At 64.1% G+C, this 17,144-nt stretch carries 16 protein-coding genes and 1 pseudogene; 13 read left to right on the top strand and 4 right to left on the bottom strand.

What is annotated here, in order from left to right:
- Position 1: 1 nt before the first annotated feature.
- Positions 2–1,198 (bottom strand): annotated as a pseudogene (locus tag AWC14_RS18335) (amidohydrolase family protein).
- A gap of 212 nt (positions 1,199–1,410) precedes the next feature.
- On the opposite strand from AWC14_RS18335, the gene AWC14_RS18330 reads away from it, so the two are divergent.
- Entirely contained in the window at positions 1,411–2,520 is a 1,110-nt protein-coding gene (locus AWC14_RS18330) for an acyl-CoA dehydrogenase family protein (RefSeq protein WP_057003188.1), read from the top strand.
- A gap of 10 nt (positions 2,521–2,530) precedes the next feature.
- A complete protein-coding gene (locus tag AWC14_RS18325; RefSeq protein ID WP_045380842.1) occupies positions 2,531–3,433 on the top strand; it encodes a TIGR03619 family F420-dependent LLM class oxidoreductase in 903 nt (300 codons plus the stop codon).
- Here AWC14_RS18325 and AWC14_RS18320 read toward each other — a convergent pair.
- On the bottom strand, positions 3,404–3,868 hold the full coding sequence (locus AWC14_RS18320) for a nuclear transport factor 2 family protein (protein ID WP_069601506.1): 465 nt from the start codon (positions 3,866–3,868) through the stop codon (positions 3,404–3,406). The genes AWC14_RS18325 and AWC14_RS18320 overlap by 30 nt on opposite strands.
- A 60-nt stretch (positions 3,869–3,928) precedes the next feature.
- Between AWC14_RS18320 and AWC14_RS18315 the strand changes: the two genes are divergently transcribed.
- The 3 genes from AWC14_RS18315 to AWC14_RS18305 all read left to right on the top strand — a co-directional run bounded on the left by AWC14_RS18315 (position 3,929) and on the right by AWC14_RS18305 (position 6,312).
- Positions 3,929–4,567 (top strand): cysteine hydrolase family protein, encoded by a 639-nt coding sequence (locus AWC14_RS18315; protein WP_045380839.1) that lies wholly within the window; start codon positions 3,929–3,931, stop codon positions 4,565–4,567.
- An 81-nt stretch (positions 4,568–4,648) separates the two neighbouring features.
- The gene (locus AWC14_RS18310; protein WP_045380836.1) at positions 4,649–5,842 is read left to right on the top strand and encodes an amidohydrolase family protein; all 1,194 of its coding nucleotides are present in this window, start codon (positions 4,649–4,651) and stop codon (positions 5,840–5,842) included.
- On the top strand, positions 5,839–6,312 hold the full coding sequence (locus AWC14_RS18305; RefSeq protein ID WP_045380833.1) for a MaoC family dehydratase: 474 nt from the start codon (positions 5,839–5,841) through the stop codon (positions 6,310–6,312). The genes AWC14_RS18310 and AWC14_RS18305 overlap by 4 nt, the downstream gene beginning before the upstream one ends.
- 17 nt (positions 6,313–6,329) lie before the next feature.
- Here the strand turns inward: AWC14_RS18305 and AWC14_RS18300 are convergent, their stop codons facing one another.
- Both AWC14_RS18300 and AWC14_RS18295 read right to left on the bottom strand, forming a co-directional pair.
- Positions 6,330–8,726, bottom strand: coding sequence for a CaiB/BaiF CoA transferase family protein (locus tag AWC14_RS18300; RefSeq protein ID WP_045380830.1), 2,397 nt, complete (start codon positions 8,724–8,726; stop codon positions 6,330–6,332).
- Positions 8,723–10,183, bottom strand: coding sequence for an aldehyde dehydrogenase family protein (locus tag AWC14_RS18295; protein WP_085241390.1), 1,461 nt, complete (start codon positions 10,181–10,183; stop codon positions 8,723–8,725). The genes AWC14_RS18300 and AWC14_RS18295 overlap by 4 nt, the downstream gene beginning before the upstream one ends.
- A 213-nt stretch (positions 10,184–10,396) precedes the next feature.
- Here AWC14_RS18295 and AWC14_RS18290 point away from each other — a divergent pair, with 213 nt between their 5' ends.
- Genes AWC14_RS18290 through AWC14_RS18255 form a run of 8 tightly spaced genes read left to right on the top strand, consistent with a single transcriptional unit; the run spans position 10,397 to position 17,135 of the window.
- A complete protein-coding gene (locus tag AWC14_RS18290; RefSeq protein ID WP_081968199.1) occupies positions 10,397–11,569 on the top strand; it encodes a cytochrome P450 in 1,173 nt (390 codons plus the stop codon).
- Positions 11,569–12,753, top strand: a complete 1,185-nt coding sequence (locus tag AWC14_RS18285) for an acyl-CoA dehydrogenase family protein (RefSeq protein WP_045380821.1) — start codon at positions 11,569–11,571, stop codon at positions 12,751–12,753. Before AWC14_RS18290 ends, AWC14_RS18285 begins: the two co-directional genes overlap by 1 nt.
- Before the next feature lie 16 nt (positions 12,754–12,769).
- On the top strand, positions 12,770–13,318 hold the full coding sequence (locus tag AWC14_RS18280; RefSeq protein WP_045380818.1) for an FAS1-like dehydratase domain-containing protein: 549 nt from the start codon (positions 12,770–12,772) through the stop codon (positions 13,316–13,318).
- Positions 13,318–13,719 (top strand): Zn-ribbon domain-containing OB-fold protein, encoded by a 402-nt coding sequence (locus tag AWC14_RS18275; RefSeq protein WP_045380815.1) that lies wholly within the window; start codon positions 13,318–13,320, stop codon positions 13,717–13,719. The genes AWC14_RS18280 and AWC14_RS18275 overlap by 1 nt, the downstream gene beginning before the upstream one ends.
- A 16-nt stretch (positions 13,720–13,735) precedes the next feature.
- The gene (locus AWC14_RS18270) at positions 13,736–14,848 is read left to right on the top strand and encodes an acyl-CoA dehydrogenase family protein (RefSeq protein WP_045380811.1); all 1,113 of its coding nucleotides are present in this window, start codon (positions 13,736–13,738) and stop codon (positions 14,846–14,848) included.
- Positions 14,845–15,297, top strand: coding sequence for a MaoC family dehydratase (locus AWC14_RS18265; RefSeq protein WP_045380808.1), 453 nt, complete (start codon positions 14,845–14,847; stop codon positions 15,295–15,297). Before AWC14_RS18270 ends, AWC14_RS18265 begins: the two co-directional genes overlap by 4 nt.
- The gene (locus AWC14_RS18260) at positions 15,294–16,463 is read left to right on the top strand and encodes a lipid-transfer protein (protein WP_045380805.1); all 1,170 of its coding nucleotides are present in this window, start codon (positions 15,294–15,296) and stop codon (positions 16,461–16,463) included. The genes AWC14_RS18265 and AWC14_RS18260 overlap by 4 nt, the downstream gene beginning before the upstream one ends.
- Positions 16,464–16,520: 57 nt before the next feature.
- Positions 16,521–17,135 (top strand): TetR/AcrR family transcriptional regulator, encoded by a 615-nt coding sequence (locus AWC14_RS18255; protein ID WP_045380802.1) that lies wholly within the window; start codon positions 16,521–16,523, stop codon positions 17,133–17,135.
- The last annotated feature ends 9 nt before the right edge of the window (positions 17,136–17,144 follow it).

Here is a 17,144-nt window from a genome sequence, read left to right as displayed (position 1 = left end):
CCTAGCTCCGGGCGAGCATTTGCTCGGCGTTGTCTCGCATGATTCGCCGCTTGGCGGCCTCGTCGAGCGGGTCGAGCAGTTTCACGAAGTCCGCCGGCTCCGCCAATCCTTCGGCGTGCGGGTAATCCGAGCCCATGACCAGGCAGTCGTCGTAACCCAACCGGGCGACGATCTCGGGGATGTCATCTTCGGGGTAGGGCACCACGCGCACATGACGGCGGAAGATCGCCGACGGACGCTCCGTCAACTTTCCGCCGATCCACGGACCGTTGCGGCCCATGCCACGGCTCTTGTCCATGTGCCTGACGAAGAACGGCACCCATTCCGCACCGTGCTCGGCGACAAGGGCATTCAGGCCTGGGAAGCGACCGAAGAGGTTATCGAAGATGAGCGCGGACAACGTGTCCTCGATGGGTCGCTGGCCATAGATGTTCATCCACTGCCACGCCGACATGTGCCACGAGGCGGGATCGGGGTTTTGCCCTCAGGCCGGGGAGATCGCGTCGAAATACCAGAACGGCATGATGTGAAACACCAGGATGCACCCGGCCTCCTGCAGGCGTGCGTAGATGGGGTCGAAGTAGGGATCGCCGGGTGACCGACCGTAGGCCGGTCCTGTCGGCAGCAGTACAAACTTTGCTCCCTGCGCAATAATCGCCTCGGTCTCAGCGATCGCAGAATCCAAGTCGCGCAACGACATCAATGCGGTTGCGAAGATCTTGCCTTCGTAGTTGAAACCCCACTCCTCGTCGAACCATCTGTTGAATGACCGGATGTTGGCATACAGCGCCGCGGTGTCGTCGACGTAGTGCTCGGCGGCCAGCGCCATCCCGCTGGGATAGATGACCATCCGCTCGACGTTTTGATCCGCCATCACTGCCAGGCGGGCGGGGCGCTCAACGAATTCCGGTTGCATGGGCACCGGCTCGTAAGACTCTTCAGGGTTGCCGGATCCCATCTGCTTGAGCATCTCCTTGAGGGAACCGGGCCGATATGCGACGTCCAGACCCAGCCCCCCTTCGCTGTTGAAGGTGGCCACCCGATGACCGGCAAGGATCACCTCGACACCGTCGGCCCCGCGGACCGTGGTGATCGCCCGGTCGCGAAACTTCTCCGGCAAGAAGCGGGTGAACGCGTCACGCGTCTCATAGCAGTGCGTGTCGCAGTCGAATATGCCGTAGCCCAGGGTTGTCGCCACCGCCCAGCTCCTTCTGTTGGCGAGAATAACTATTCTCTTAATTAGGAAAGGATACTATCCTGACCCGGGAATGCCTATCCCCCGGGTTGAGATGAACCGGGCAGACCTTTGGTCAGGCGTCCCGCCGCAGTCTGGCCAGGCTTCTCGCGTGTGTTAGGAAACTATGATTCTGCCAACCACTTTCGTCAATCGGACGATCCGGCGGACACACGATGACTGCAGCTGACCACGACGACCTGCGCGACGCCGTGCGGTCGTTCCTACAAGCGCGCTCGTCCAGCGCCGCCGTTCGGCACGTGATGGAGACCCCGACCGGCTACGACGAGCGGGTGTGGCGGCAGCTCGCGGGTGAAATGGGACTTGTAGGCATCGCGGTGCCCGAGGAGTTCGGCGGTGCGGGCGCGGGCATGCGCGAGCTCGCAGTGGTATTGGAGGAGATGGGTGCCGCGCTGTTGTGCTCGCCTTTTTTCGCCACCGTCGTGTTGGCGGCTCACGCACTGCTGACCAGCGGAGACCGTGACGCGATGGTCAAGCTGCTGTCCCGGCTCGTCGACGGTTCGACCACGGCGACCCTGATCCTCAATGATGGGCTTGGAACGTGGGATCCCGGCTCGGTGACGCTTGTCGCGCGTAAAGGTCCCGAGGGCTTTCTCGTCAGCGGTCGCGCGCCGATGGTGCTCGACGGTCACACGGCCGACGTGCTCCTGCTCGCAGCCCGCACCGAGGCCGGATTGTCGTTGTTCGCGGTGGAATCGACCGCCACAGGATTGCAGCGAGAGCCGCTCGCCAGCCTGGATCGCACCCGCAGGATCGCCGCGCTGGGTTTCGACGACGTACCGGCGGACCTGATCGGAGCCGACGGCGCCGCTGCCGCCGGGCTGGCTCGGACATCGGATCTTGCTCTGGTTGCGCTTGCAGCCGAACAAGTCGGCGCCGCACAACGGTGCCTGGACATGGCGGTCGGCTACGCCAAGACCCGCATCCAGTTCGGCCGCCCGATCGGCAGTTTCCAGGCGGTCAAGCATCAGTGCGCGGACATGCTGGTGGCGGTCGAAGGGGCACGGTCGGCCGCCATGCACGCCGCCGAGGCCGCGGACGCACCCGATAACGCTGAACTCCCGATAGCGGCGTCGGTGGCCAAGATGGCCTGCTCGGATGCCTTCCTGCAGGCCGCCTTAGGCAACATGCACGTCCACGGCGGTATCGGGTTCACCTGGGAGCATGACGCGCATCTTTATGTGCGGCGGGCCAAGGCCTCTCAACTGATGTTCGGCAGTCCCGACATGCATGCCCAGCGCCTTGCCGATCTGACCACCACCTGAAAGGACGAATGTGACCGTCTCCTACTCCCTTGAACTGCCCACCCATCGCGTGGAAGCGCCAGCTGAATTCGTCACGGCCACAGCCATTTCCGACATTGCCCGGGAAGCCGAGGCATGCGGGTTCGCCGCCGTCCACGTCACCGATCACCCGGCGCCGGACGCAAAGTGGCTCGACCACGGTGGCCACCATGCACTCGATCCTTTTGTCGCGCTGTCGTTCGCCGCAGCATCGACATCGGGCATCAAGCTACTCACCAATGTCTACATCGCCGCCTACCGCAATCCGTTCCTGGGCGCCAAGTCAATCCAAAGCCTCGCCGTGCTCTCGGGTGGCCGGCTGATCCTGGGCACCGCTGCGGGTTACCTCAAGCCGGAATTCCGCGCGTTGGGCGTCGATTTCGACAATCGCGGAGCACTCCTGGACGAGGCCCTCGACGTGCTGACGAAGGTTCTCACCGGCGAGGACACCGCCTACGAAGGCACATCCTTCGCGGCCCGGGGAGTGCGGCTGCGCCCGGTCCCGACGAGTGCGCCACCCATCTGGGTGGGGGGCAACAGCAAGCCGGCCATCCGGCGCGCTGTCTCGCGCTGTCAGGGCTGGGCGCCGTTCAACACGTTCGGCTACGCAGCTGCTTCTCGCACCGCGGAGATCTCCACGCTCGACGAGCTGGAGGCAGCCATCGGCTGGGCCAAGGCCTATGCTCGCGAGATCGGGCGCACGCAGCCGTTGGATATCTGCTTCTCAGCAGGAAACCTGTTGGATGACAACAGATCTCTTGACGAGCGCCACGCCACCGTCGAGCGGCTGTCCGCCGCAGGCGTGACCTGGCTGACCATCGCGCCTCCCGGCGACGACCGCGCCGAGGTCATCGAACGCGCGAAGTCATTTGCCAAGGAGTTCATCCGGAGCTGAGCCGCCCATCAGGCTGTTGGCCGAGAACGCGTCGACGGTGATTTTGCGTGACGCGAACAGCCAGCGGCCATCGTGGGGCACCAACACGTCGCGGTATCTGCCCCAATGATCGAGCCCGATGTCGGTGTATACCGCAAAGTAGCTGGCCACCTCGACACGGTCGCGAGCGACCCGGCTGAACCGAACGCTCGACACGTGGTGGCGCACATGCGTCGGCGCCGGACGCGCCGCATCCCGCGGTCCCCCCAGCTGCGCACCGAGTCCGGCCTCGATCGCCGCTGGGCCGGTCAACGGTTTGCCTCCGGGGTACTGCAGCACCCCATCGGCGGTGAAGCACGCCGCCAGGGCTTCGAGCGCGAAACTGTCGGTGGCTGCGGTGTAGTCCGCGAGCGTCTGCCGCACCGATTCCCGGATCTCGAGTTCCCACGCCTGCACGGCCGCCTCCTGAACAGCTCCACCGAACTTAGGTTTCCGCTTACGATAATGTGTATTCTCATGCCGCAACCCCGACTCGACGAGCTGCTCGATCCACGCACCACGGCCCTTGTCACGCAGGAATGCCAGGGCAGTGTGATCGGGCCGCAGGCAGGCTTACCAGCCCTCGCAGAAGAGGCGCGCCACGAGGCCATTCCCAACATCGCCAAGCTACTCGATGCCGCTCGCGCCGCTGGTGTCACGGTCATTCACTGCCTGATCCAAAGACGCCCGGACGGCCGCGGGTCCAACACGAATGCTCGACTGTTCGCCGCAGCCAAATCGTTCAGCGCCGACCTCTCGCCCGGCACCGCGGGCGCCTCGGTGCTACCCGAATTCGGGCCCGACCCCCGTGACCTGGTCCTCACCCGTACCCACGGCGTCGGGCCCATGACCGGCACGGATCTCGACCCGGTGCTGCGCAACCTCGGCATCAAGACAATCGTCGGAGTCGGCGTCTCGGTGAACGTCGCAATCCCCAACTTCGTCATGGACGCGGTCAATCGTTCCTACCAGTTCGTCCTGCCGCGCGATGCCGTCTGTGGTTACCCGCGGCAGTACGCCGAATCGGTGATCGACAACACATTGTCCCTACTCGCCACGGTGACGACTTCCCAAGCCGTGGTGGCGACCTGGAGCCAATTTGCTCCTCAGCCCTAGTGCGGCTGGAGGTTGGCAAATGATGGTGATAACGTCATTCTCAATAGCGTAAACGCTCATATTCGCAGGAGGACCACCGCAATGTCGCCCCGCTCTCTTCCCTACCCGGTTTTCGACATCGACAACCACATGTACGAGACCAAGGAGGCGTTGACAAAGTTCCTGCCGAAGGAACACAAGGGCAAGGTGGGCTACGTCGAGGTCAACGGCAGGCCCAAACTTGTCGTCAAGGACCACATCAGCCACATGATCCCAAACCCCACGTTCGAACGGGTGGCCCGACCGGGCAGCGCCGAGGACTACTTCCTCGGCAACAACCCCGAAGGGCTGAACTTCCGCGAGTTCGTGGGTGAGGCAATGGATGTCATCCCGGCCTACCAATATCCTGCGCCCCGGGTCGAGCTGATGGACGAATTGGGCATCGACCGCTGCGTCATGTATCCCACCCTGGCCAGTCTGATCGAGGAACGCACCACCGACGACGTGATCCTGACCCACGCCGTCATGCACGCGCTGAACGAGTGGATGCACGAGCACTGGACCTTCGACTACGAGGGCCGGATCTTCGCCACCCCGGTGATCACGTTGCCGTTGGTGGACAAGGCCATCGAGGAACTGCACTGGTGCCTCGAGCGCAACATGAAGACCTTCCTGGTCCGTCCCGCGCCGGTGCCCAGTCGGTTCGGCGGCTCACGGTCGATGGGACTGCCCGAATTCGATCCTTTCTGGCAAGAAGTGGTCAACGCCGGCATTCCCGTCACCATGCACGCCTCCGACAGCGGGTACCAGAAGCACCTGATGGAGTGGGAAGGTGGAGACGAATATTTGTCGTTCAAACCCAGCGCGCTACGCGAGGTGGTGATGGGTCATCGCGCCATCGAAGACACCCTGGCCGCGATGATCTGCCACGGCGCGCTGTCCCGATTCCCCGATCTGAAGATCCTCTGCGTCGAGAACGGCAGTGGCTGGGTGAAAAACCTTCTTGGCCAACTCAATACGGCGTACCGGATCATGCCCAAAGAATTCGACGAACACCCCGTCGAGGTGTTCAAACGTAACATCTACATTCATCCCTTCCTCGAGGACGACATCCAGGGAATCATCGACGTCATGGGCGTCGATCATGTGCTGTTCGGCTCGGACTTCCCGCACCCGGAGGGCATCGGCGATCCATTGAGCTTCGTTGACCGCCTCGAGGGAGTGTCCGAGGAGGACAAGGCCAAGATCATGGGCGGCAATGCCATGGGCCTGCTCGGCATTCATGTGCCGGCATGACGGAAACGCGTAGCGCTCCGGTCACTTACGACGGCGTTGCGGGGTTCGAGGCACACGTCGGTGAGCACCTCGGATTCAGCGATTGGCGGCGTGTCACTCAGAAGGAGATCGACCTATTCGCCGACGCCACCGGCGATTACCAGTGGATTCACGTCGATCCGGTAAGGGCAGCGAACGGACCGTACGGCACGACCATCGCACACGGTTACCTGACCTTGTCGCTGGTGCCCGTCCTGGTGCAGCAGATCTACAAAGTCACCGGCTTGTCGATGCAAGTCAACTACGGTGTGGACAAACTGCGGTTCCCCTCGCCGGTTCCAGTCGATTCACGCATCCGCGCCGGTGCCGAACTGCTCAAAGTCGAACGGTCAAGTAGCGGGGCACGCGCCACGGTCCGGGTCACCGTCGAGATCGAAGGTGCCAGCCGGCCGGCGTGTGTGGTCGACACGATCGCCTTGATGGTCGACTGACCGGCTTCGAAACCTGATCAGCCGTTCAGCAATCGCTGCCCGATGACCTGTCGTTCGGCCAGTTCGGACAGCTGTGCGTCGGTGACACCGATACCGGTGAGCACCTCGGCGTTGTGCTGGCCGAGGGTGGGAGGAACCATGCGATGCTGCCGAGAAGGACCGGGAGTTATCCGAAATGGCCAGCCGGGGTAGCGGTGGTGACCGGTAAGCGGATGAGTCATCTCCTCGTAGAACCCGCGGGCGTCGAGCTGCGGCACGTCGTACATGCGGTCGGGTGTGAGTATGCGCTCCGCGGGAATGCCACGCGCTGAGAGCACCTCGGCGACATCGTCGGCAGTGCGCGTGCGCGTCCAGTCGGACATGAGGCGATCGAACTCGTCGTGATGGGCCAGGCGCGTCTCGCCCGAACAGAAACGCGGATCATGGTGCAGTTCCGGCCGCTCCATCGCATCCGCGAGCGCCATCCAGTCCGAATCGTCGCGCACCGAAAGCGCCACCCACTCGTCCTCGCCGCGGCACGGGTAGACGCCCTGGACGAATTCGCGGTGCCGATTGCCCTCCCGCCCGCGGATAGCGCCGGTCATGGAGTACTCGATCACCGGCTCGGCCGTGACCGCGGCACCCACCTCGATTTGCGCGACCTCGATGAGCTGTCCTTCACCGGTGCGTTCACGGTGACTCAATGCGGCAAGCAACGCAACACTGGCATGCACTCCGGCGAGTGGGTCAGCCGGACCCTGCAGGTTGCACGGCGGACCGTCCGGATAGCCGGTGGCAGCGGACATGCCGGAAAGCTGCTCGATATTCAGAGCCCAGCCAACGTAATTGCGCCACGGTCCCGCCAGCCCGAAGCCGGGCATGCGCACCATGATGATCTTGGGGTTGACCTTGACAAGGGAGTCGTAGTCGAGTCCGAACTGCTCGACCACGCGCGGTGAAAAGTTCTCCACCACGACGTCAGCTTCCGCGGCGAGGCGCACGGCCAGCTCGCGGCCCTCGACAGTGTTGAGGTCCAGGGTCACGTCGCGCTTGTTCAGGTTGGTCCCCTGCCACAAGGGTCCCCGCTCGTACCAGTCGTCGCCCTCCCGCAGAAGCGCACCGGAATACCGATGGCCGTCGGGCCGCTGAATCGACTCGACTTTGACGACATCTGCGCCGAAAGCGCCGAAGTAGCAGGTGAGGTAGGCGCCGGCCCAGAAGGTGCTCAGGTCAAGGATTTTCAGGCCCGCGAAGGGCAGGGCGGGGTCGGCGGCGCTCGGCACCGCATCACCGCGATTCGCCGCCCGATCGGTTGTGGGGGACGAGGCTCCCAGTCGTGGCGCCGAAGCGGGTGCGAGCGCCGGTGTCTTGGACGGCCGGAACGGCGCGCCCGGCCGGATGAAACTTCCGCCGCCAGCCTGCGATTCGATGAAAAATCCTCGCTCGGCATACTGCGGACAGTTCAGGATCGAAGCACCGTCGGTGACCGGTGCGGCCGGGATTCGCATGGCCTGAGCGAGCTCGACAATGTCGTCGACGCTCAACTGATCGAGCCACGGCTGTGCCTTCGCGAAGAATTCGTCGCGCTCAGGGCCACCGAGCATGATCGCGAGCTGATGCTCACCGAATTCGGGAAGCCCGACCATGGCGCATACATCGAGCCAATGTTGACCCGTCAGGCAATTGATGCCGATCCAGCCGTCCGCCGCGCGCACAATGCCCAACATCGGCGCTGCCTTCGAATTTGTAGGAAGGCCTTTGCTTTTCAGCCGCTCCGCCATCAGCATCGGGTACGGCAACGCGCACAACAGGGACTCGAACGCTGAAACATCCACCTCGACCGGCCGATCCGGTACGGCTGCCTTGACTCGCAACGCGGTGAGGCCACCCATCGCCGCGTACGCGCCGGTGATGTACTCGGGGATGCGCGCGCCGGCCTGCACCGGGGGGCGGCCCGGCTCCCGCTCATTTACCCACCCCGATGCCGCCTGCAAAGTCAACGCGGTCGTCTGCCGGTCGCGCAGCGGTCCGTCCTGACCGAAGGCCGAGATCCGCACGACGACCAGCTGCGGATTGAGCCGGGCCAGGCTGTGCTGGTCGAGCCCCCATTCCGGCCGATCAAGCACGCCGGGCCCGAGGTTCTCCACCAGCATGTCGGCGTGCGCGATCAGCTTGTGCACCCTGGTGACATCGCTCGGGCATGCCAAATCCGCTATGACGCCCCGCTTTCCGGCGTTGAGATACTCGAACAGTCCGCCCGCGTCCGGGTTGGGTTTCCCGCCCCGAAATGGACCCCAGCGTCGTAGTGGATCGCCCGGCGGCACTTCGATCTTGTGCACCTCGGCACCCAGATCAACCAAGAGCTTCGTGCAGTACGGAGCGGTGATTTCACTGCCGAGCTCGACCACCCGCAACCCTGCAAGGGCCCCCGTCACGCCGGTACGCCAATCGCCTTGGGCTCCATGTACGCCCGCAGACCTATCATGCCGCCTTCACGTCCGATTCCGCTCTGCTTGAATCCCCCAAACGGCGCATCTCCGGGCAGCGAGCCGTTGACGGATACCTGACCGGTGCGGATGCGGCGCGCGACTTCGGTCCCCCGGTCGACGTCGCTGCACCAGACCGCGCCGCCCAGGCCATAGGGCGAGTTGTTGGCGATAGCGACGGCTTCATGTTCGTCGCGATAACGCAAGACCGTCAGCACTGGCCCGAACACCTCTTCCTGGGCGATGTGCGCGTCTGCAGCGACGTTCGTCAGGATCGTCGGCTCGAAAAAGAACCCGCCGGGTAGGTCCGGTGGACGCCGGCCGCCGGTCACCACGGTGGCGCCGTCTTGCGCCGCCCGCGCGACCATGGCTTCGACGCGTTCGAGATGCGGTTCACTGATCAGCGGCCCCATCTGCACCGCCGGATCGATTGTGTTGCCCACCACCACTTTGCGGGCCCGTTCGGCAAGGCGATCGACGACCTCGTCGTGAAGCGCGTCGGGCACTACCAGGCGGCTGTTGAGAATGCATGCCTGTCCGGCGTGCATCGTGCAGCCCTCGAACAGCAGCCGGTCGAGCAGTTCGTCGGTCACCGTGACGTCGTCGAGCAGAAGCGCGGCCGACTTGCCACCGCACTCGAGCAGGACCCGCTTCATCGTCGACGCCGCGCCGGCCATCACTTCACGGCCAACAGCCGAGCTTCCGGTGAAGCTCACCATGTCCACCCGCGGATCCGTGGTCAGCAACTTGCTGGCTTCCACGCCAGTCGGAGTCACCACATTGACGACGCCCGGCGGAATGTCGGTGTGCTCGTCGATCAGTCGGGCCATCGCCAGCCCGGCCAGCGGCGCCAGGGGTGAGGGCTTGAGTACGACGGTGTTGCCCGCCGCGAGTGCACTGCCGAGCTTCATAGCGTTGAGCGTGTGCGGGAAGTTCCACGGGGTGAGAACCGACACCACACCTAACGGCTCGTAGCGCAGCACCGTGGTTCCGGTCGCTCCCCAGGCGTCAATCGTTGTCTCCGCAGGCTCCGCGGCAAGCTCGGCCGCGCGACCGACCATCACCGCAGGGCCTTCGACATGGAACATGCGCTCGGTTGCCGAACACCCCCATTCCAGCTGGGCAAGCGCGTAGAACTCTTCGACGTGTTCGAGCAACGCCGCGCTGAGCTGTGTCAGGCACCTGGCTCCCTCTTCGGGATTCGCCGTGGCCCAAGGACCTTCGTCGAACGCACGACGCGCCGCGGCGATCGCGCTACTGACTTGCTCAACGCTGGCATCTGGCGCCGTGGCCAGCACATCGGTGGTCGCCGGGTTGATGTCGTCGTACCGCCCGCTGTCCGGCTCCATCCACTGGCCATCGATGTAGTGGCCATAGTTGTCAAGCAATGCCCCTGGCTGCGTCATCCGATCTCCACTTCAAAGATCCTCCCAGCCGATCCGACACAATGTGTACACCTGTCGTACTGCGGGCGTCAAATGTCGATGATCTGGGGACACAGCTGCCCGTTGACACCGGTGATTTCATAAGATAGACACTGAAGCGATCCGACAGATTTAGCAGAAATGCTCGATCGCGTTTAGTGAAAAGGTGGGTTTGCATTGCTTACGGCCGTTCCACTGCATTCGCCGGATTTCTACGCCGGCGACCCCTACCCCGCCTACCGAGAGCTTCGGGCCACGTCGCCGGTGTGCTGGAACGACGTCACCAATTTCTGGGCGTTGCTGAAGTACGAGGACATCCGCTACGTGTCGAGCACACCAGGGAAGTTCTCGTCCACCCAAGGGATCACCATCCCTGATCCGAGTCAGCCCGAACCTGTCCAAGAGGGCAATCTGATCTTCACCGACCCGCCGCGGCACCGGCAGCTGCGCAAACTGATCAATTCCGGGTTCACCCGCCGTCAGGTGGCGCTGCTGGAACCCAAGGTGCGCGAAATCGTGAAGGGCATCGTCGAGAGCACTGACCCGTCGACGCCGCACGACTTCGCCGAGGAGATCGCCGCTCCCCTGCCGACCCGAATGATCGCCGAACTACTGGGCGCCCCACCAGAGGACTGGGAGCAGTTCCGGCGGTGGTCGGACGCAGCCGTGGGCACCGCCGATCCCGGCATCGAGCTCGACAGTGTCACCGCGCTGGCCGAACTGTACGAATACTTCCAGCGCCTTATCGCGGTCCGCCGCTCGGGTGAGGTGTCCGACACCGAGGATCTGCTGGCCATCCTTGCTGCTGCCGAGGTCGACGGCGAACGGCTCAGCGACGAAGACTTGTTGAACTTTTCGTTCCTGTTACTGGTAGCCGGCAACGAAACCACCCGCAATCTCATCGCGCTGGGCACGCTGGCGCTCATCGACCACCCCGAACAATTCGCCAAACTGCGTGCAGAACCGCGTCTGATCCCGATCGCCGTCGAAGAGATGCTGCGCTACACCAGCCCCGTGACACACATGGCCCGGACCGCCATGACCGACGTCGAGATTCGCGGTCAGCCCATCAAACAAGGCGACAAAGTCGTGATGTTGTACGGGTCGGCCAACCGCGACGAGGACGTGTTCGGGCCCACCGCAGAGGAGTTCGACATCACGCGGAGCCCCAATCCGCACATCGCATTCGGATGCGGCGAGCATGCCTGCCTCGGTGCGCAGCTCGCACGGCTGGAGGCGCGGGTCATGTTCGAAGTCCTCCTCGGTGCCTACCCGACCATCGAGCTGAGCGGTGACGTGACCCGGCTGCGCGCCACGATGGTTCCCGGCGTCAAGCGGATGCCGGTACGACTGGGAGTAGCCAACTAGTGGATTTCGACTACACCCCCGAGCAGGAGGCGTTGCGCACGGAGTTCCGTCAACGGCTCGAGGCCGTGATGACACCCGAACGGCGCGCGGCGATCTCGGGACAGATGGAAGGCGGCAAAGCGGTTGCCGAGTGCCGGCGCGCGCTCGGAGAAGCCGGGCTACTCGGTGTGGCCTGGCCCGTCGAGTACGGCGGCAGGGGCCTGGGTGCGCTGGAGCAATACATCTTCGCCGAGGAGGCCAGGAGAGTGGACGCTCCGCTGCCGATGATTACCCTCAACACCGTCGGTCCGACCCTGATGCAGTTCGGCACCGAAGACCAGAAGAATCAATTCCTGCCCGCAATCCTCAAGGGCACCGTCGAATTCGCCATCGGCTACTCGGAACCCGGCGCCGGCAGCGACCTCGCCTCCCTGCGCACCACCGCGGTGCGCGACGGCGACGAGTACGTCATCAACGGCGCCAAGCTGTTCACCAGCGGCGCTGAGTTCGCGGACTACATCTGGCTGGCGGCACGCACCGACCCAAACGCCAAGAAACACAAGGGCATAACACTGTTCATCGTCCCCACGGCCTCCCCGGGCTTCTCGTGGAAGCCATTGCACACAATGCCCGGTGTCTCGACCTATTACACCTTTTACGACGACGTCCGCGTGCCCGCCAGCGCCGTCGTCTTGGGCGAGAACCAAGGCTGGAAGCTGATCACCAACCAGCTCAACCTGGAGCGGGCCGCCTTGGGCAACCTCGGTGCGCTCGAACCGCTGTTCGCGCAGACAATGAAGTGGGCCAAGACCACACCGCGAGACGACGGATTCGTCATCGACCAGCCCTGGGTTCAGCAGTCACTGGCCCGGGTCGAGGCACAGGTCGCCGCATACAAGCTACTCAACCTACGGGTGAACGCGACCATGAGCAGTGGCGCTCTCGGCATGGGCGAAGCCTCCGCAGCCAAGGTCTTCGGCACCGAACTGACCCAGCAGGTGGCCCGGGAACTACTCGAGGTGCTCGGAGCGGACGGCACCCGCGCCGGACACGACGCGCCGCTGCGCGGCAACCTTGAACATGCGTACCGCCTGGCGGTGATCAACACCTTCGGCGGGGGCGCCAACGAACTCCAGCGAGACATCATCGCCATGGCGGGCCTCGGCCTCCCGAGGGCACCTCGCGACCTACGAGCCAACACATAACGCGGAAAGGTTTCACGTGCCCGACGACGCGAAAGACGCATTACGCCAACGTCTCGACGACCTCATCGGCAAGCCGGTTGGCTCCGGCCAGCCCGTGAAGGCTCCGGATCCGGTCAACCCGGCCATGATCCGGCATTGGGCGTATGCACTCAACGACATGAACCCCGCCTACCTCGACCCTGAATGGGCAGCGCAGTCGCGCTACGGCGGAATCGTTTCACCGCCGGTGATGCTGCAAAGCTGGACCATGGCGCCGCCGAAGCTCGAGGGAATTCACGAACGCGGCGGTGTACCCGTTGAAATCAAGCAAAACCCGCTGCAGTTCCTCGCGGACGCCGGCTACACCGGGACGGTCGCGACCAATTCGGAGTTCGAGATCGAGCGCTACCCCCGGGTCGGCGACGAGATCACCGCCGAGACCGTGTTCGAGACGATCTCCGACGAGAAGAAGACGGCCATGGGCTACGGGTTCTTCGTAACGTGGATCACTACTTACCGCGATCAACGCGGCGACGTCATCGGACGCCAGCGATTCCGCACCCTGCGATTCAAGACGGGGAACTGATGCCGAATCGACTCGCACCGACGATCACTCGGGACACCGAATTCTTCTACGACGGGTTGCGCGCGCACAAGCTGCTCATCCAGCGCTGCAGCGAGTGCAAGACATTGCGTATGCCACCGCGACCAATGTGTGGCAATTGCCAGTCACTGAACTGGGAGGCCGTCGAATCATCCGGCCGCGGCGCGGTTTACAGCTATGTGATGCCGCAATATCCCCCACTGCCGTTCTTCGACTACCCCTACATCGTCGTGCTCGTGGAACTCGACGAAGGCGTACGGATCGTGTCGAACTTGCGCGACATCGATCCAAGCGACGTCAAGGTCGGGATGCCCGTCGAAGTGTTCTACGAATCGTTCAACGACGACGAGTTGGTCCTGCACCAGTTCCGGCCCGCCTCCTGATCGAGGAAATCCTCTGATGGACTTTTCATTCAGCGAAGAACAAGAGACCGTACGCAAAGTCGCCCGCCAGTTGTTCGAGGCTCGCGCGACCCCCGAGTGTCTCACCGGGTTGGAGACCGGCGAAACACGCTACGACCCTGCGCTGTGGCGCGAGTTGGCGAGCTCCGATCTGCTCGGAATCGGGTTGCCTGAGTCGGTCGGTGGAAGCGGCGGCAGCTTTCTGGAGCTGGGAGTGCTGCTCGCGGAGGTCGGCTGGAGTGTCGCTCCCGTTCCGGTGTACGCCACGCTGCTGCTCGGTGCTGACACGGTCGCGCGCCACGGTAATTCGACTATTCGAGAAAAGTATCTGCCCGGCGTGGTGGACGGCAGCCGGCTCCTGACAGCGGCACTCGCGGAGGCTGGGCGTTCGGACCCGTTGACTCCGGGCACCAGGGCACGCCGCGACGGCGCCAGCTGGCGCCTCGAGGGCACCAAAGAGCTGGTCCCGGCCGCGCAACTGGCCGACGCGATTGTCGTGGCCGCAAGCACCGACGACGGTCCAGCGCTGTTCCTGCTCGACAAGGGCACCGACGGGGTCGACGTAGTGCCGGCCCGCACCACTGACGGTGAGCCGTTTGCCGACGTCGTCCTGCACGGGGCGCTGGTACCTGAGGCGAACCGCCTCGCTGAAGGTGTTGATCCCGTCGGGTCGCTGTATGTCCGCGCGCTTGTCGGCTTGTCCGCCATGCAGATTGGGGTCGCCGAACGGGCGTTGCGAATCGCGGCCACCTACACAAGCCAACGTGAGCAATTCGGCAGGCCAATCGGGTCGTTTCAGGCCGTACAGCAGCGGATGGCCGACGCGTTCATCGACGTCGAAGCGATCCGCTGGACCACGTGGCATGCCGCGTGGCTCGTCGCTCGGGGCCGGCCAGCTGCGCGTGAGGCAGCCATCGCCAAGTTTTGGGCCGCCGAGGCCGGAGCGCGGGTCACCGCTACCGCCCAGCAGGTCCACGGCGGCATCGGCATCGACGTGACTTATCCGCTGTGGCGGTACTTCTTGTGGGCCAAGCAGATCGAACTCGGCCTCGGATCCGCTTCCCAGCAGCTCGCGCGCCTCGGCAGCACATACCCGGAAGGAAACCCATGACCTCAACCATCGGCCGCACCGACACGCTGGCCTGGAACACCGTCAACGTCGGCGACGAAGTCGCCCCGATGGACGTTCCCGTAACCACCACGCTGATCGTTGCCGGAGCCATCGCCTCACGCGACTACATGCCCGTACACCACGACCGTGACTTCGCCAATTCGCAAGGGTCCAAAGACATCTTCCTGAACATCCTCACCACCAACGGTCTGTGCGTGAAGTTTCTGAACGACTGGGCCGGGCCCGAAGCGATGATCAAGAAGCTGTCGATCCGGCTGGGTGTGCCCGCCTACCCCAACGACCCGCTGCACTTCACCGGCAACGTCACCGCCAAGTCGATTGGTAAGGGCGAGGGACTCGTCGAGGTGACGTTCAAAGGCGTCAACAGCCTCGGTGAGCACGTCTCCGGCACCGCGGAACTGAGCCTGCTCAACGGAATTGGCGCATGAGCGGCGGACTCGGCGGCAAGGCTGCCATCGCCGGGATCGGCCAGACCGAGTTCTCGAAGGAATCCGGCCGCAGCGAGATGCAACTGGCCTGCGAAGCGGTCAAAGCGGCGCTCGACGACGCAGGCCTGCAGCCTGGCGACGTGGACGGCATGGTGACCTTCACCGTCGACCAGAACGAGGAGATCGAGGTCGCCCGCAACGTCGGGATCAAAGACCTCACCTTCTTCACCCGTGTCCCGCACGGTGGCGGCGCTGCGGCCGGCACTGTCATGCAGGCCGCCATGGCCATTGCGACTGGTGTCGCCGACGTCGTGGTCTGCTATCGCGCGTTCAACGAACGGTCCGGTTTCCGCTTCGGCGGTGCCGGCCGCCAGATGACCGCTCCCCCGCCATGGTTGGCGCCCTACGCGCCATTCGGCTTGATGACACCGGCAGGTTGGGTGGCCCTGCACGCGCAGCGGTACATGTCGACCTACGGGGTTACCAACGAGGACTTCGGGAAAATCTCGGTGATCGACCGTATCCATGCCGCCAAGAACCCGGACGCCTGGTTCTACGAACGTCCGATCACCCTCGAAGACCACCAGAAGTCTCGGTGGATCATTGAACCGGTCCTGCGGCTGCTGGACTGCTGCCAGGAAAGCGACGGCGGGGTGGCGATCGTCGTGACCAGCGTTGCGCGGGCGCGTGACCTTGCCAAGCCAGCGGCGGTCGTCAGTGCGGCGGCTCAGGGCGCGGCCTACGACGGCGAGGTCATGACCAGCTACTACCGCGACGACATCACCGGACTGCCGGAGATGGGTGTCGTCGGCGACAAACTATGGCGCGACTCAGGTTTGGGGCCCGCCGACATCCAGACGGCGTTCCTGTACGACCATTTCACGCCGTTCGTGTTCACCCAGCTCGAGGAGCTCGGCTTCTGTGGCCGCGGCGAGGCCAAAGACTTCGTGTCGATCGAGCGCATGTCGCTGGGTGGGTCGCTGCCGATCAACACCAACGGCGGGCTGCTCGGCGAGGCCTACATTCACGGCATGAACGGCATTACCGAGGCCGTGCGGCAAATACGCGGAACTTCGCACAATCAGGTCGACAATGTCGAGCATGTACTCGTCACATCGGGCACCGGTGTGCCCACCAGTGGCCTTATCCTCGCCCCGGCTTCCTAGGCCTGGCGTCGTCGCGCGGACGTTATGGTCTGTGGGGTGAGTAGGTCAGGGCAGACGATGACACACCAAACCGAGCTTGAGACGCGCGACGCGATCATCTCTGCGGCGTTCGCCTGTTTCCGGACCCGGGGCCTGAGCAAGACGACCATCGTCGACATCGCGCGCCAAGCCGGAGTCTCACGCAGCACTGTCTACGAGTACTTTCCTGACAAGGGTGCGGTTGTCGAAGCCTGCGCGGAAGCAGCCTCGCAGCGCTTTTATCGGAACATGGCCAAGGTGGTCAACCGGGGCGAGACCCTCGAAGACAAGTTGGTCCGCGCGGCGGTGTTCGTTGTTCAGGCGCGCAGAGTGGTCGAGCCGGAGAAGTATTTCGACCAGGAGGAGGTTGACCTCCTGCTGACCAAGAATTCGGCGGTGCTGCTGCAGGAATGCGGCGACTTCATCGCGCCGTTCCTGGTTGCCGCGAAACTCACCGGCGAAGTTCGCAAGGACCTCGACGTGGCCGCAGCCGCCGAATGGTTCGCGCGAATTCTGTTCTCCCTCTTCACGACACCGTCACCTCGCATCGACATGCACGACGATTCCGCGGTCGCAGAATTTGTGCGCCCCTTCGTGGTCCGGGGCTTCATTGACGACCGCGCTGCGCGGACGCGACGGGCCGCCGCAGGGTAGCGAGGGATC

Source organism: Mycobacterium kyorinense (genome assembly GCF_002101735.1).
GTDB lineage: Bacteria > Actinomycetota > Actinomycetes > Mycobacteriales > Mycobacteriaceae > Mycobacterium > Mycobacterium kyorinense.
The sequence above is the reverse complement of the archived record's forward strand: the minus strand, read 5'-3'. Positions and strand labels throughout refer to the sequence as shown.